This window comes from Streptomyces uncialis, assembly GCF_001905345.1.
Taxonomy (GTDB): domain Bacteria; phylum Actinomycetota; class Actinomycetes; order Streptomycetales; family Streptomycetaceae; genus Streptomyces; species Streptomyces uncialis.
Map to the genome: position 1 here is coordinate 249,843 of NZ_LFBV01000007.1, position 14,361 is coordinate 264,203.

Annotated in this window: 12 protein-coding genes; 3 read left to right on the forward strand and 9 right to left on the reverse strand. The window is 72.0% G+C overall.

The window, feature by feature from the left end; all coding sequences use genetic code 11:
• The first annotated feature begins 84 nt into the window (after nucleotides 1–84).
• A complete protein-coding gene (locus tag AB852_RS25675) occupies nucleotides 85–846 on the forward strand; it encodes a hypothetical protein (RefSeq protein ID WP_073792567.1) in 762 nt (253 codons plus the stop codon).
• 36 nt (nucleotides 847–882) lie between these two features.
• Here AB852_RS25675 and AB852_RS25680 read toward each other — a convergent pair whose 3' ends face one another.
• The 6 genes from AB852_RS25680 to AB852_RS25705 all read right to left on the reverse strand — a co-directional run bounded on the left by AB852_RS25680 (nucleotide 883) and on the right by AB852_RS25705 (nucleotide 8,513).
• Entirely contained in the window at nucleotides 883–1,716 is an 834-nt protein-coding gene (locus tag AB852_RS25680; RefSeq protein WP_073792568.1) for an ABC transporter ATP-binding protein, read from the reverse strand.
• Nucleotides 1,713–2,801, reverse strand: a complete 1,089-nt coding sequence (locus tag AB852_RS25685; protein WP_073792569.1) for a FecCD family ABC transporter permease — start codon at nucleotides 2,799–2,801, stop codon at nucleotides 1,713–1,715. The genes AB852_RS25680 and AB852_RS25685 overlap by 4 nt, the downstream gene beginning before the upstream one ends.
• A gap of 119 nt (nucleotides 2,802–2,920) precedes the next feature.
• A complete protein-coding gene (locus AB852_RS25690; protein ID WP_073792570.1) occupies nucleotides 2,921–3,958 on the reverse strand; it encodes a FecCD family ABC transporter permease in 1,038 nt (345 codons plus the stop codon).
• A 15-nt stretch (nucleotides 3,959–3,973) separates the two neighbouring features.
• Nucleotides 3,974–5,017 carry an iron-siderophore ABC transporter substrate-binding protein gene (locus AB852_RS25695; protein ID WP_073792571.1) on the reverse strand — a complete coding sequence of 348 codons (1,044 nt, stop codon included), beginning with the start codon at nucleotides 5,015–5,017 and terminating at the stop codon, nucleotides 3,974–3,976.
• Nucleotides 5,018–5,376: 359 nt separating this feature from the next.
• Entirely contained in the window at nucleotides 5,377–7,686 is a 2,310-nt protein-coding gene (gene secD, locus AB852_RS25700; protein WP_073792572.1) for a protein translocase subunit SecD, read from the reverse strand.
• A gap of 158 nt (nucleotides 7,687–7,844) precedes the next feature.
• Nucleotides 7,845–8,513: a hypothetical protein gene (locus tag AB852_RS25705; RefSeq protein WP_073792573.1), complete on the reverse strand. Its 669-nt coding sequence runs from the start codon at nucleotides 8,511–8,513 to the stop codon at nucleotides 7,845–7,847.
• A gap of 386 nt (nucleotides 8,514–8,899) precedes the next feature.
• Between AB852_RS25705 and AB852_RS41405 the strand changes: the two genes are divergently transcribed.
• Nucleotides 8,900–9,031: a hypothetical protein gene (locus tag AB852_RS41405; protein WP_266504136.1), complete on the forward strand. Its 132-nt coding sequence runs from the start codon at nucleotides 8,900–8,902 to the stop codon at nucleotides 9,029–9,031.
• Nucleotides 9,032–9,205: 174 nt separating this feature from the next.
• Here AB852_RS41405 and AB852_RS25710 read toward each other — a convergent pair whose 3' ends face one another.
• The 3 genes from AB852_RS25710 to AB852_RS25720 all read right to left on the reverse strand — a co-directional run bounded on the left by AB852_RS25710 (nucleotide 9,206) and on the right by AB852_RS25720 (nucleotide 11,622).
• Nucleotides 9,206–10,090 carry an NAD(P)-dependent oxidoreductase gene (locus AB852_RS25710; protein ID WP_073792574.1) on the reverse strand — a complete coding sequence of 295 codons (885 nt, stop codon included), beginning with the start codon at nucleotides 10,088–10,090 and terminating at the stop codon, nucleotides 9,206–9,208.
• Nucleotides 10,091–10,420: 330 nt separating this feature from the next.
• On the reverse strand, nucleotides 10,421–10,855 hold the full coding sequence (locus AB852_RS25715; protein WP_245876916.1) for a hypothetical protein: 435 nt from the start codon (nucleotides 10,853–10,855) through the stop codon (nucleotides 10,421–10,423).
• A gap of 179 nt (nucleotides 10,856–11,034) precedes the next feature.
• Complete coding sequence (locus AB852_RS25720) at nucleotides 11,035–11,622, reverse strand: ASCH domain-containing protein (protein ID WP_073792575.1); 588 nt, start codon at nucleotides 11,620–11,622, stop codon at nucleotides 11,035–11,037.
• 276 nt (nucleotides 11,623–11,898) lie between these two features.
• Between AB852_RS25720 and AB852_RS25725 the strand changes: the two genes are divergently transcribed.
• Nucleotides 11,899–14,361 carry a phospholipase D-like domain-containing protein gene (locus AB852_RS25725; RefSeq protein ID WP_073792576.1) on the forward strand — a complete coding sequence of 821 codons (2,463 nt, stop codon included), beginning with the start codon at nucleotides 11,899–11,901 and terminating at the stop codon, nucleotides 14,359–14,361.

Below are 14,361 nucleotides of genomic sequence, written 5' to 3' on the forward strand. Positions count from 1 at the left end.
CCCGGCGGCGCGGACCCGACCCCGCGCCGCCGGGTCTCCGGCTTTCCCGGAACCACCTCGGCCCCACCGACGTACTGTTCCCCCATGGCACTGAAGACACTGCGGGTGGGAGCGGCGGAGATCCGCCTGCTGACCGCCCTCACGGACGGCCCCTGGGACCGCTCCACGATCGAGAACGCCCTGGTACGCCAGGGCTGGGCGGCCGAGGCCCCCGACGGACGGCCCGCCGTGGAATGGGGCGGCGGGGCCGCGGCCCCGCACTTCTTCGGCACGGATCCGCCCTCCGCCGGTATCGGCCCGCGCGTCGAACTCGGCGCGGCACCCGGCACCGACGACGGGCAGGGCGCGTCCTTCGTCCAGCTGCCGTGCGCGCTGTTCTGGCCCGCCTTCGGCGAGGAACCGCCGCTGCCGCACGGCCGCGCCGCCCAGGACGACGACCTCGAAGACCCCGAGACGGACTACGACGAGGACGAGGACGGTGAGGAGGACGGCGGGACCGACCTCGACGAGGCCGACGACCTGGACGGGGAGTACGGTCCCGCCTGGCACCGCGCGCCGGACGCCCGGCGCGCCCACTTCCGCGCCGAGTACGCCCGGCTGAGCGGTCTGATCCGCGCGGAACTCGGTGCCCCGCTGCACAGCACGTCCGGTGAGATGGACACCCACGAGGAGACCTGGGAGCGGGCGGGGCTGAGCCTCACCCTCCACCGGGGCGACGACCTCAACACGTACTCCCACTACGACGTGATCACCGTGCGGGTCGGCCCCACCGCCGCCGGGGACGGCTCCGGCGGCCCCGGCCCCATGGACCGGGACGACTCCGCCGCCATGACCGCCGCCGACTGACCGCCGACCGCCCGGACCCGCCCCGCGGCGCCCGCCTCAGCTGTCGGCGCGGGGCTGCGGGTGCGGGATGAGGTGCGGGGTCCCGAGATGCGGATGGGCGATGATGTCGCAGGTCAGGCCGAAGACCTCGGACACCAGCCCGGGGGTGAGGATCTCCGCCGGCGGACCCTCGGCGTGTATCCGGCCGTCCTTCAGCACGATCAGCTGCGTCGCGTAGTGCGCGGCCTGGTTGAGGTCGTGCAGCACGGCGGTGATCGTCCGGCCCTGCCGGTGCAGTTGGGCGCAGAGCTCCAGCAGGTCGTACTGATGGGCGATGTCCAGATAGGTGGTCGGCTCGTCCAGCAGGATGTGCTGGGTGTCCTGGGCGAGGGTCATCGCGATCCACGCCCGCTGCCGCTGGCCCCCCGACAGCGCCGCCGCCGGGATGTCCGCGTGGTCCGTCAGCCCGGTGTGCGCCAGCGCCTCGGCGATCCGGTGGTCGTCGTCGGGCGTCCACTGCCGCAGCAGCGTGTGATGCGGATGACGGCCGCGCTGCACCAGGGCGCGGACCGTGATCCCCGGCGGGGTCTGGGGGTTCTGCGGCAGCAGCGCCACCTGCCGGGCGAACTGCTTGCCGCGCAGCGCGTGGACGTCCGCGCCGCCCAGCGTGATCGTCCCCGTGTCGGGCTTGAGGACCCGCGCGAACGCCTTCAGCAGCGTCGACTTGCCCGAGCCGTTCGGACCGATGATCGCGGTCAGCCCACCCGTCGGCAGATCGACACTGACGTCCCGGACCACCGGGGCGCCGTTGTACGACAGCGTCACCCCGCGGGCCGACAGCCCGGTGGTCGCGGACCCGGCGCCCTCGCGCACGGCGGACTTGGTGGTCATAGCGTGCCCTTTTTCCATTCGCGGACGAGCAGGTAACCGAGGTAGACGCCGCCGAGAGCCATCGTGTAGATGCCGACGGGCAGATCGTCGGTGAGCGGCAGATGCTGGGCCGCGAGATCCGCCAGCACCAGCAGGGTCGCACCCGTGAGAGCCGAGAGCGCGATCCGGGGACCCGGCGCGGGGGCCAGTCTGCGCGCGATCTGCGGAGCGGTGAGCGAGATGAACGCGATCGGACCTGCCACGGTCACCGCGCCCGCCGCCAGCGCCGTCGACAGCACCACCGCGGCGGTCCGGGTGCGGCGCGGGTCCGTGCCCAGTGCCGTCGTGAGCTCGTCGCCCATCTCGCTGATCGTCAGACTCCGCGAGATCAGCAGGGTCAGCGGAACCGCGACCAGCAGCAGTCCCCAGATGGTGGAGGCGTCGGTCCAGTCGCGGGTGGCGAGCGAGCCGTTCAGATACGAGGACAGCACCGTCGCCTGGTCCCGCTCCACCGCGTACACCACGTACTGCGTCAGCGCCGCCGTCAGCGCCGACACCCCGATCCCGGCGACCACCAGACGCCCCGGATCACCGAAGCCCGTCCCCGTCGCCAGATACACCACCGCCATCGCGACGACGGCGCCGACCAGCGCGCCGACCGACACCGGGAACCCGGGCGCGAGCAGTGCGACCGTCGCCGCCCCCGCCCCCGCGCCCCCGCTCAGCCCGATGACATCCGGACTGCCCAGCGGATTTCGGGTCACCGACTGGAACAGCGCGCCCGCCACCCCGAACGCGGCCCCGGCACCGATACCGGTGACCAGCCGCGGCCCGCGCAGCCGGTCGAGTATCAGCTTGTCCATCCCCCGCGGCTCACCGAACAGCGCCGACGGCAGATCCCGCAGCGGGATACCGAGCCGACCGAGAGTGAGGGTGGCGACGGCGGCCACCGCGAGCAGCACCAGCAGCGCCACCGACACCAGCACCGCCCGGGTGTCCACGGGTACGGCGACCGTCCGCCCGAGCCTCAGCAGACCGGCCGCGCGGGGCGGCGGTGCCACGGGCGCGGGCGGCACCGGGAGATCCGGCGCGCTGCGGGTCTTCATCGGACACCCCTCGTCCCCTGCGTACGGCGCTCCGGGTCCCCGGGGGCACCCCAAAACGCCGTCGCCACCTCGTCATACGGCATGTGTCGTCACTTCCCCGTGGTTCCCGTCCCGGCCGCTCACAGGGAGTGCTTCATCCGGCGCAGGGTGAACAGCAGCGCCGGGGCCCCGACGAAGGCGGTGACGACACCGACCATGAGTTCCTGCGGCCGCAGCAGCACCCGCCCGATCACATCCGCCGTCAGCAGCAGCACCGGACCGACGAGCACCGACAGCGCGATCTGCCCCCGGTGGTCCGTACCGATCAGGCCGCGCACCACATGCGGCACGGCGAGCCCCACGAACGCGATCGGTCCGGCGGCGGCGGTCGCCGCCGCGGCGAGGACCGTCGCCGCGCCCCAGCCGAGCGCCCGCGTCACCGCGGGGTTCGCGCCGAGGGACGTCGCGGACTCGTCACCGAGCGCCAGCGCGTTGAGCGCCGGGGCGATCAGCAGCGCGACGAGCAGACCGGCCACCGCGAACGGCAGCACCGACCACAGCACGTCGAAGTCCCGCCCGCCGAGCGCTCCGACCACCCAGTAACGGTAGTTGTCGAAGATCTTCGGGCGGCTCAGGGTCACCGCCTGGATGTACGCGGTGAGCACGGCCGTCAGCACCGCGCCCGCGAGCACCAGCCGCACCGCGCTGGATGACGCCCCGCTGAAACCGATCACATGCACCAGCACCCCGGCCAGCAGCGCGCCCGGCAGCGCCCACCACATGGCGGAGGCGGAGCCGGAGGCACCGAGGAACGCCGACGCCGTGACCACTCCGGCCGCGGCGCCCGTGTTGACCCCGAGCAGCCCCGGATCGGCCAGCGGATTACGGGTGACGCCCTGCATCAGCGTGCCCGACACCGCCAGGCACACCCCGGCGAGCACACCGAGCAGGGTCCGCGGATAGCGGCTCTCCACGACGGTCGTCAGATACGGCTCCGCGTCCCCGGACAGCACCGAGAGCACCTCGCCCGGGCTGGTGCGCATACTGCCGAACATCACACTGGCCGCGGCCGCGCACAGCAGCAGCAACGCCGCGCCCACCAGGGCGAGCGTCAACCGGAGGGCACCCGCGCGCGGCGGGGCGGCGCCGCGCGCGGATGCCCGGACCGTGGTCGTCATCCCCGGGTACCGGTCCTACTTGCCGGACTTTTCGATGGCCTTGTCGATCATCGGCAGGTAGCGCTCGATGCTCCAGGGGACGGTCAGCGGGTTGATCATCGAGGAGGCCGTCACGAACGGGTTCTCCTCACCGGCCACCACGGCGCCCTTGCCGACCGCGGGGATCGCCTTGTACAGCTTCTGCGCCTCGATCTCCTTGCGGCTCTTCGGGTCCGAGTAGAACGTGAAGATCAGATCGCTGCTCGCGAGCTTGTTGCCGTTCTCCAGCCCGATGAGCGCGGAGTCGGTGCCCTCGGTCTCCTTGAAGGTGTCCGCGACCGGGTCCGCCTTCAGCCCCAGCGAGCTGACCACGGCCACCCGCTGCTCCTCGGTACGGAAGACACCGAGCGTGCCGGGACCGGTGGTGTAGATGTACGAGAACGTGTGCTTCTTGTACTCGGGGCGGGTCGCGGCGGCGTCGGCGAACCGCTTCTCGATGCCGTCGATCAGGACCTTGCTCTGCTCCGGCTTGCCGAGCGCCTTCGAGATGATCTCGATCTGCTCGTCCCAGTTGGTGCTCCAGGCCTTGTCCGGGTACGCGACGGTCGGCGCGATGTCCTTCAGGACGTCGTACTGCTTCTGCGTCACCCCGGACCACGGGGCGAGGATGACATCGGGGTCCAGCTCGGCGATCGTCTCGATGTCGAGGTTCTCACCACCCGTGAACTGCTTCGGGAGCTTCTCGCCCTTCTTCTTCACCTCTTCGTGGATCCACGGCATGTAGCCCGTCTTGTCGCTGCCCCACTCGTAGCTCTCCATGCCGACGGGCGTGTGACCCAGCGCGATCGCGGTCTCGGTCGAACCCTGGCCGAGGGTCACCACCCGCTTGGGCTGCTCCTTGATCTCGGCCGTGCCCAGCGCGTTCTTGATGCTGACCGGGAAGGTGCCCTTGCCCGCCGACTTGTCGCCGGACCCCGAGTCCTCCTTGTCGGAGGAGCAGCCCGCGAGCGTCATGACGAGGGCGGCGGCCGGGACGACTGCGAGCGCGCGCAGGCCCGGACGGCTGGAGGTGAAGCGCATGAGGGGTCCTCTTGTCAGGGGGCATGCCCCGGGCCGGGAACGCCGGTACGCAACCCCCAGGGCCCGGCGGGGAGCGGGCGTTCCCGGACCGAGGCCGTGAACTAAGGGGACCCTAAGTCTTTGTATGGTGAACATCAAATCCGGCCATGTCACATTTGGGACGCGATCCGCGCCGGTCAGCGGCCGGTCCGGCCCCGTGCACGGCGCCCACCGGCACAACCTCCGCCACCGGCGCGGGCTTTGCTTCGCCGGGCCCCGAGGCCGGGCCCCGAGGCCGCGACCCGAGGCCGCGACCCCGGCGGACGGCCCCGGCATCCGCCGTCGCCGTCCGCCGGGCAGCGCTCCCGGACCGGGCCCGCTCAGACCACCGCGCCCGACCTGTCACGGTCCGTGGGCCGGACCCGGGGCTTGACCGGCCGCTCCGGTCGCCGCGACTGGAGGGACACGGCGAGCGGCAACGCCGTGAACACCGTGGAGGCGATCCCGAGAAGCACGCCCGCGAGCAGCGCCACGGAGAAGTCCGCCAACGAGTCCCCGCCGAGCACGGCGAGCGCCACCAGCACGAACAACGCGCCCATACCGGTGTTCACCGTCCGGGGCAGCGTCTGCGCCACCGCCTTGTCGGCGAGATCCGGCCACGGAGCCCGCGGCGCCGCCCGCCGCAGCTCCCGCAACCGGTCCAGGACCACGACCGTGTCGTTCACCGAGTACCCGACCACGGTCAGCAGCGCCGCGAGGAACACACTGTCCACCGGCTTGCCGAGCCACGCGAACAGTCCCACCACCAGCAGCACGTCCTGCACCATCGCCGCGACCGCCGCCGCCGCGAAGGTCCACCGGAACCGCACCGTGAGATACACCAGTTGCGCGGCCACCGCGAGGCCCAGCGCGATCAGCGCGTGGTTGCGCAGTTCGTCCCCGAGGCTCGGGCCGATCAGATCGTCCCGCACCACGGTCGTCTCCCCGCCGACCTCGCTCAGCGCGTCCCGCACCTCCCGCTGCTCGTCGTCGGTCAGTTCCGAGGTGCGGACCGTGATGTCGCTGTCCCCGGACGACTGCACCACCGCACGCGGGAACCCGGCGTCCGCCACCGCCTGCCGCGCGGTGTCCGCGTCGACGGTCTGCGCCGTGGAGTACTGCACCAGCCGGCCGCCGGTGAACTCCACCCCGAAGTCCAGCCCGCGCACCCCGATCCCCGCGAGCGCCACCAGCAGCAGTCCGCCGCAGATCCCCAGCCAGCGGCGTCGTGAGCGCATCAGCCGCGGCGGACGTGCCTCCAGCCGGGCCCGCACCCGCCCCTTCGCGGTGATACCCGTCCAGGACGGGCGGCGCCGCACGGAACCGCGCTCCAGAGCCCAGTCCGCCAGCAGCCGGGTGATCAGCATCGCGGAGACCAGCGAGGCCAGCACCCCGATCCCGAGGGTCACCCCGAACCCCTTCACCGGCCCCGTCGCGAAGACGAACAGCAGCCCCGCCGCCAGCAGGGTCGTCACATGCGAGTCGGTCACCGCGCTCCACGCCTTGCTGAAGCCGACCCGCAGCGGACGCCGCAGATCGGACCGGCGTGCGCCCGGCCGCAGATACTCCTCCCGGGCCCGCTCGAAGACCAGCACGTTCGCGTCGACGGCGATCCCGATCGCCAGCACGAAACCGGCGAGACCGGGCAGCGTCAGCGTCGCGCCCAGGGTGACGACGGCCGCGTAGGAGATCAGCCCGTACAGACCCAGCGCCACCGTGGCCAGCGCACCCAGCAGCCGGTACACGACGATGATGAACAGGCCCGTGCAGACCAGCCCGATCACCGCGGCCATCGCGCTCGCCCGGATCGCGTCCGCCCCGAGCGTCGGACCCACCGTGCTCTGCTCGACGGTGGTCACCGGCACCGGCAACGCGCCGCCCTTGACCAGCGCCGCCAGATCACGTGCCTCGTCCGCGTCGAAACCGCCGGTGATCTGCGCCGAACCACCGGTGATCCCCGCCCCGCAGGGCACCGACTGCTCCATCCCCGGCGCCGACACGATCCTGTCGTCCAGCACGATCGCGACCCGCCGCCCCGGGTCCCCGGCCGGCCGGCACGCGGCCTCCCCGGTGATCCGCGCCCAGTCCTTGCCCGCGCCGTCGTGGAACGACAACGCGATGGTCCAGCCCTGGGCCCCCTGCTGGTCGAAGGCGGCTTCCGCGTCCTTGACCCCGCCGCCGCTCAGCGCGGTCGGGCCGAGCCGCAGGAAGGCCCCCGGCGCGTCCGGGTCGGGAAGGGTCCGCGACCCGTCCTCGGCGATCCCGTCGGCGGCCTTCCCGGCCATGCCCGTCACCGGGTGGAACGTGAGCTGAGCGGTACGGCCGATGACCTGGGCCGCTTCCCGGGGGTCCTGGACACCGGGCAGTTCGACGACGATACGGCGCTCACCGGAACGCGCCAGCGAGGGCTCGGCGACCCCGAGGGCGTCCACCCGCTGCCGCAGTACCTCCAGCGCGCGGTCGGTGGCCTCGGAGTCGGCCTTCACGGTGGGGGAGTCCCGGGTCTCCAGGACGATCCGGGTACCGCCCCGCAGATCGAGCCCCAGCCGGGGCTCGGTGGTCAGGGCGGCCAGTACGGACAGGGCGACGACGGCGAACGCGGCCAGCGCCCGCCAGAGAGTGGCACGGGATGACGTGGCACGAGATGACATGGATGCTCCACGGGCAGCTCCACGGACACACCCGACGGTGTGTGTGGACACGCGGGACACGCACGGCGCGCGGAACGGCACCGTGCGCAGGGACGGGAGACGCCGCCGTCGTCACGGTCCGGGCAGGCCGGTGACCGGGACGGCGGACGCCTGGGGCGTCAGCTGCTCCGTGAATGCGGGGGTGCGCGGGTGCTGCGGGGGCCGTGGGACGGCGCGGGCGGTCCGCGCTCGTGCGGGACCGCGAGGACCGCGCCCTGCGGGGCGGGTGGCTCGTACCCGGGTGCGACGGGCCCTCCGGGCGCGGGCGGCGGAAGCACGGGCCGGCCGCTGTGTTCGCCGGCCGCCGCGAGCCGCACGGTGGTGACCGGACCCTGCCCGGCTTCGCCCCGGACTGCGGAGCTGCCCGGCGCGGTGTCCGGCCGGTGCCGCGGTACGGGAGCGTTCCGCGCGCCGGAGCCGACGACGGGTTCCGTTCTCCGCGCGGTGAATCCGGGGACGAAGGGGGGTGTGTCCGCGGTCGTGATCGCGGTCGTCGCCGTGGTGCCGAGGTTCTGGGTGCCGTCGGCCTGGGTGTGGGGGAGCCGGGCACCGGAGTCCTGGGCGCCGGAGACCTGCGTACCGGCGAGCCGGACAGCAGGGTCCTGTGTACCGAAGACCTGGGCACCCGGGTCCGGGAAGTCCGCCGTACCGAAGACATGGGTGGCGGAGAAGGCGGGGGAGGGAACGGCCCGGTCCGCCGCGCTCGCGGGAGCCGCGCCCTGCGAGAGGACTCCGACCAGGACCAGCAGCGCGCCCCACAGCAGCGCGGGAAGGGTCCCGACGGTCATCGGCCGCGCTCGCTCCCGCATCCGCCGTCCCCCCTCACCATCCATGACCGACCGCGCGATCCGCTCACGGCCATCGGCCGTGACCGTCCGTGTCTGCTCTGCGAACGCCCGACCGGCCCTGCGGGTTCCCGACCGGTCGCGCGTGATTCCCGGCGACCGTCGGAAGGTCACGGGGCACGGTCCGCCGCCTCAGCCTATGACCTCTCCTCGCACCGGTGACCGCGGGGCGGTCCCCGCGCCGACGCCCCCTGACGAGGACCGGCCCGTGGACCGGCCCGAGGACCGGCCCGGTGATCCGCCCGCCCCGTCCGGACGAGGTCTTGTCCACGGCGAGGCACAGCTGGCAGGCTGCGGGTGATGTCCGCCGTCACATCCCAGGGGGAACCATGACGCTCAAGCGCGCCACCGCCGTTGTCTCCGCCGTCCTGACCGCCGCGCTTCTGGTCGTGGGGGTCGGCGCCACCGCCCACGCGTCGGCGGGTGACAAGAAGGTCGAGGTCATCAAGGGCGTCGAGTAACCCACTCCGCTCCCGGGCCCAGGCCCTGCGGGACCTGGGCCGTCCCGGCGTGGAACGCCGCACGCCGCGTCCACCGCGCACGTGACCGGGGTCACCGGTCCCTGGCGCCGCGGGGCGGTCCCGACGCGAGACCTGTGGGTCCTGCGGCGATGACCACGGCATCCGGCCGATCGCTCACACGTGACCGCCGACGCGCATGAACTCGACCAGCCGCGCGTAGCTGTCGTCACCGTGCCCCGCGTCGACCGCCCGCCGGGTCAGCTCCTCGAACACCTGCGGCAGACCCGACGCGACCCCCCGCAGTTCGCTGGCGTGGGACAGCACCTCCATGGTCCGCAGATGGAGATCAAGGGTGAAGTCACCGCCGGGGTAGCGGCCGGAATCGACGTGCGGTGCGTAGGCGTTCATGAACGCGCTGACCGAGCCCATCCAGCGGTCGGCGATCCCGGTGTACTCCCGCGCCGTGACCCCGCCGCCCGGCCCGTCGGAGCCGATCAGCGCCACCGCGTGCAGCCAGCCCGTCAGCGTGCCCCACATCTGGCTCAGCAACGCCGTGTCGTAGACGGAGGACAGCGCCGGGTCCGCACCCACATGCACGGGATCACCGAGCGCCGCGAGCGTGTCCCGGTGCGCGGCGAACACCTCCGGCGCGCCGCCGTGCAGGAGCAGCGACTCCGGACGGCCGATGCCGGGCGGAGTCGTCATGATCACCCCGTCCAGGTAGTCGGCACCGCAGCGCTGCGCCAGGGCCGCCGCCTCACGGGCCTGCACCGGGGACCCCGAGGTGAGGTTGACGATCGTGCGTCCGCGCAACTGGGCGGACAGCGGCGCCAGCACCTCCTCCACGGCGTCGTAGGACACCAGACAGATCACCACGAGCGGCCCCGCCGTGACGGCTGCCGCCGCCGAACTCTCCTCCCGCGCACCTCGGTCGATCAGGGCACCCGCTCTGCCGGGGGTGCGGTTCCACACCGTCGTCGGATGGCCGGCCGCCAGGAACGCACTGGCCAGCGCCGCGCCCATCGGTCCCAGCCCGAGGACCGTCACCTTCGCCCGCATCGCTTTCCTCCGCCTCGAAAGAGCCTCAGAACAGCCTCAACACGCCCTGCTCCGGGCTCGGAAGCCCGGAGCGGTGGACGCATGTCGCTACTGAACGTAACGGTGCGGGCCGGTCGCGTGTGCCGAAGTTCCGGGCTTATAGCTCGAAAGAAGTATTTATGATGCTTCAAGGTGATGCTCGGGCAGTACCGGAACGTGACAGTCCGTTCAGGGCGCCGGAGCGGTGCCGAGTGCCCGAACTCCCGCTCGCGACAGGCGTGAAGACCCGCTGTACGCACCTTTGGCGGACCTTCGGCGGGCGCCTCGGACGGCAGGCCTCGGACGTGGTCCTCAGGCCCGGTTCCCGTCGCCGGTGATCGCCTCGGCGACATCACCGCCCGCGTCCACCGCCCGCTCGCCGACGGGGGGCCGCGGCGCGGGCGCGGTACCCGCGGCCGAGTCGGTACCCGCGACCGAGTCGGTGCCCGGCACCGGCGGCGGGGGAGTGCCGACGCGGTTGCGGTCCCCGGTGACGGCCCGGCCGATGGAGCCCGCGGCCGTCACCGAGCGCGCCCCGCTCCGCTCCGGTGCCGCCGCGGGCCCCCGGACGAGGCCGTACACCGCCGTGAGCAGACCGAATGCGCTGAGCGCCGCCCCGACGACGCTGGCCGTACGGTCCGCCGTGTCCAGATCCGTCACCGTCACGACGGTCACGAGGGTGACGGCCACCACCGCGCACACCCCGCCCGCCAGAACTGTCCATGCCCGTGCGGTCGTCGACGACATCCCGAACCTCCTGGAAGCCCCGTACCGTTCCCTCCGCGACGGACCCCGGCCGGGGGCGGTGCCCGGCTGGCGAGGACACCGGGCATCCAAGGGTTTCCCCGGTGCCGGGCGCCTCACACCGGCGGGTTCAGCCGTCGCCCAGGGCGGACCGGGACGAGGCCACGGGCCTTCGCCGCCGCTCAGGCGCCGCCGTCCAGGGTTCCCAGCACCACCTCGCCCCGCGGGGACAGCCGGTAGCCGGTGCCGAGGCTTTCCGTGAGGCCCAGCTCCTTGAGCTTGCGGACGTCCCGCTTGAACGCGAGCTTCTCGCGGTCCAGCCGGTCGGCCAGGTCCCCGGCGGGCGTTCCCGGCGACTCATGGATCACCCGCAGTACGTCCCCGGTCCACGGCCCCCGCCGCGCCGCGCCGTCGATCCGCGCCAACTCCGCTTTCACCGAGTCGAGTTCCGTCCCGTCGAGGTCGTCCTGTTCGCGCAGGGCAACCCGCGGATCGGCCCCCGCATAGCTCAGCTCGATCCGGTACAGCGTGCCGTCCGGGTGCCGGGTCAGCTCCTTCCAGAACGCCTCGGGCGAGGTGTGACCGCTGCGTTCGATCTGACCGGCAGTCACCTCGCTGTCGGTGATCGCGGTGACCGCATCGATCCCGACCACCCCGACGGCCGTCCGCAACCGGCTCCCCGGACGCACCCCGGCACGTTTCCAGCGGCGGAAGGCGAGCGTGACCCTGCCCTCCCGGATGCCCTCCAGTGTCTCCGCCTTGAACAGCATCCCCGGACCTCCTCGGTCTGCGTCACGGACCGGACGGCCCGTCAGGGCCATTGTTTCCGCCCGGCGGCCGAACCGCGTGCCGCACACCCGTACCGCGCGGTCCGATCGCCGTGGCGGTATCCCGCCGGTTTGAAATGCATGCACACGCATGGACCTGCCCGGCAGTGGAAGGGCCTGCTCCGGGTGGGATACCGGCCGTCCGCGCGTTGTACGCAAGATCGCGAAAGAGGGCTAGAGTTCCGCTGTTTCCGCACGTCAAAGCGATGGGAAAGAATCTTGCGCAGACGCATAAGTCGTGGTCTGGCAGCCGTTGCCACCACAGCTCTGGGGCTCACACTGCTGACTCCCGCGACCGCCCAGGCGGAGGAAGTGGTCTCCGGCAACTACACATCGGTCTTCAACTACTCGACGCCGAACGGCCCGTACGACAACTCCGTCAGTAACGGGATCGGCAGTCTGATCGACCTCGCCGACTCGGGCACGCTGTACCTGAGCATGTATCTGTTCGGCGACGCCGGGATACAGAACAAGCTGCTCGCCGCCCAGGCGCGGGGCGTCACGCTGAAGATGGTCACCGAGAGCGGCGGCTTCTCCGACCAGGCCGGCCTCGTGGCCGGACTGACCGGGAGCAGCTCGCTGACCCAGTGCGACAACGGCTGTCTCTACAACCCCGCCCCCGCTGACGGCAAGGGCATCAACCACAACAAGTTCGCCGTCCTCGACTCGCTGAGCGACGGCCGCAAGAACGTGGTCTGGCAGTCCTCGCAGAACATGTGGCCGGGCCAGTCCGGTGAGCTGAACAACGCCGTCGTGATCAGCGGCAACACCACCCTCGCGGCCAAGTTCCGCGGCGCCTTCAACCGGCAGGTCCAGCGGTCGACCGTGTCCGGCACGGCCACGTACAACCACACCAGCGACGATCCGGGCGCGCCGGTCGAGGCCATCTTCTTCCCCCGGGACAAGGCGTCGGACCAGACGCAGTACGGCAATGCCGACATCGTCGCCCACCAGATCGACAAGGTGAACTGCGCCGCCGACGGCCGTATCCGCATCGTCTCCTCCGGGCTGGACGGCAAGGGGCTGCGCCCCGAGCTGTTCGCGGCGCTCGACGCCAAGCGCGCGGCCGGCTGCGCCGTCGACGCCGTCGTCCGCGACTTCAGCGACGTGGACAGCAACAAGGGCGTCAACGACCTGACCGCGGCCAACATCAACGCCTACGGGATGCGTCCCGGCGGCTGCCGCTACACCGTCAGCGTCGGCGGATCGTGCAACCGGGGAAGCGTCCACTCGAAGTACCTCCTCACCGAGTGGAAGAACGCCGCGGGCCAGCGCGTCCAGCACACCTTCACCGGGTCCCACAACTTCACCAAGGGCGCCCTGGAGCGCAACGACGAGACCCTGCTGAGGATCAACGACGCGGGCGTGTACAACGCCTTCGTCGCCAATTTCGACAAGCTGCGTGACGCCGTGTCCGACATCGACGCGGCGAAGTACGGCACCAGCTCGCAGCACTACTCGCGGGTCAACGTCGGGGCCGCCGGCGACCAGCACTACAGCGCCACCGCCTCCAACAGCTCCGGGACCTCCACCTACCTCGCCGTCGTCTACGAGAACGGTGACCGGCACAACCCCGCGGACTCCGAGCTCGGCACCGACGTGTACATCCGGATGTACAAGGACGGCGTGCCGCTCTGGAACGAGAAGAAGCTGAGCGTCTCCGGTGTCGCGGGCACCGACTGGTCCAACCAGAAGCCCGATGTCGGTGTCGACCAGGACGGCAACGCCATCGTCGTCTGGGCGGCCGACGACGACGGTAACAAGTACGCGGACATCGCCGTCCGCAAGGTGACTCCGAGCGGTACGGTCACCAGCCTGCCCCGTCCGCACGCCTCCGGCACCGGTGATCAGATCCGGCCGACCGTGGCCGTCGCGGACAACGGCGCCTACACCGCGGCGTGGGAGAACACCGCCGACGGCAGCACCCTCAACCAGGTGATGGCCACCGGCCGGACCGGCGCGGGCGCGCTGCGCTTCCAGGACGTCCAGGTCAGCACCATCAACGCCGGTGCGACCGCCGGGTCCAACCGCCGTCCGGACGCCGCCATCGACACCGCGGGCAACACCGCGATCGTCTGGGAGGAGGACGCCGACGGCAACGCCGGAATCAACGTCGGACTCGCCAAGCTCGACAACACCGGTGCCTTCGCCGTGACCCGCCGGGTCGCCAACTCCCTCACCGACGGCCAGCAGACCAAGCCCGCCGTCGCGCAGACCGCCGACGGCCGGATCGTGGTCGCCTGGAGCGACCAGTACACCACCGGCACCGGTACCCTGGTCCGCCCCGACCGCGTCCACCACCGCGTGTACTCCGCGGCCGGTGCGCCGACCGGGGCCGAGAGCCGCACCACCGAGGACAACGCGAACATCCATGCCGAACGTCCCATCGGCGCCCAGGTCGACGCCGACGTGGCCGTCTCCGACGACGGCAGCTTCGTCGTCGCCTGGCGTGAGGCGTTCATGGACGGCTTCCACGATGTGTTCGCCCGTGGCTTCAACGCCGACAAGACCACGACCAACCGGCTCCCCGCGACCCGGATGAACGTCGTCACCGGCGGCAACCAGTCCGGCCCCGCGGTGTCCCTGGCACCGAGCGGGCGGCTGTCCCTGACGTACTCCGACGACTACGACGGGAACAAGTTCAACGAGATGCGTCTGCGTGACGCCTTCCTGAACCAGTGA

Bases quoted from the DNA above. Each gene is read 5' to 3' on its own strand.
- AB852_RS25675 (WP_073792567.1), top strand. From the start codon at position 85: ATGGCACTGAAGACACTGCGGGTGGGAGCGGCGGAGATCCGCCTGCTG.
- AB852_RS25680 (WP_073792568.1), bottom strand. From the start codon at position 1,716: ATGACCACCAAGTCCGCCGTGCGCGAGGGCGCCGGGTCCGCGACCACC.
- AB852_RS25685 (WP_073792569.1), bottom strand. From the start codon at position 2,801: ATGAAGACCCGCAGCGCGCCGGATCTCCCGGTGCCGCCCGCGCCCGTG.
- AB852_RS25690 (WP_073792570.1), bottom strand. From the start codon at position 3,958: ATGACGACCACGGTCCGGGCATCCGCGCGCGGCGCCGCCCCGCCGCGC.
- AB852_RS25695 (WP_073792571.1), bottom strand. From the start codon at position 5,017: ATGCGCTTCACCTCCAGCCGTCCGGGCCTGCGCGCGCTCGCAGTCGTC.
- secD (WP_073792572.1), bottom strand. From the start codon at position 7,686: ATGTCATCTCGTGCCACGTCATCCCGTGCCACTCTCTGGCGGGCGCTG.
- AB852_RS25705 (WP_073792573.1), bottom strand. From the start codon at position 8,513: ATGACCGTCGGGACCCTTCCCGCGCTGCTGTGGGGCGCGCTGCTGGTC.
- AB852_RS41405 (WP_266504136.1), top strand. From the start codon at position 8,900: ATGACGCTCAAGCGCGCCACCGCCGTTGTCTCCGCCGTCCTGACCGCC.
- AB852_RS25710 (WP_073792574.1), bottom strand. From the start codon at position 10,090: ATGCGGGCGAAGGTGACGGTCCTCGGGCTGGGACCGATGGGCGCGGCG.
- AB852_RS25715 (WP_245876916.1), bottom strand. From the start codon at position 10,855: ATGTCGTCGACGACCGCACGGGCATGGACAGTTCTGGCGGGCGGGGTG.
- AB852_RS25720 (WP_073792575.1), bottom strand. From the start codon at position 11,622: ATGCTGTTCAAGGCGGAGACACTGGAGGGCATCCGGGAGGGCAGGGTC.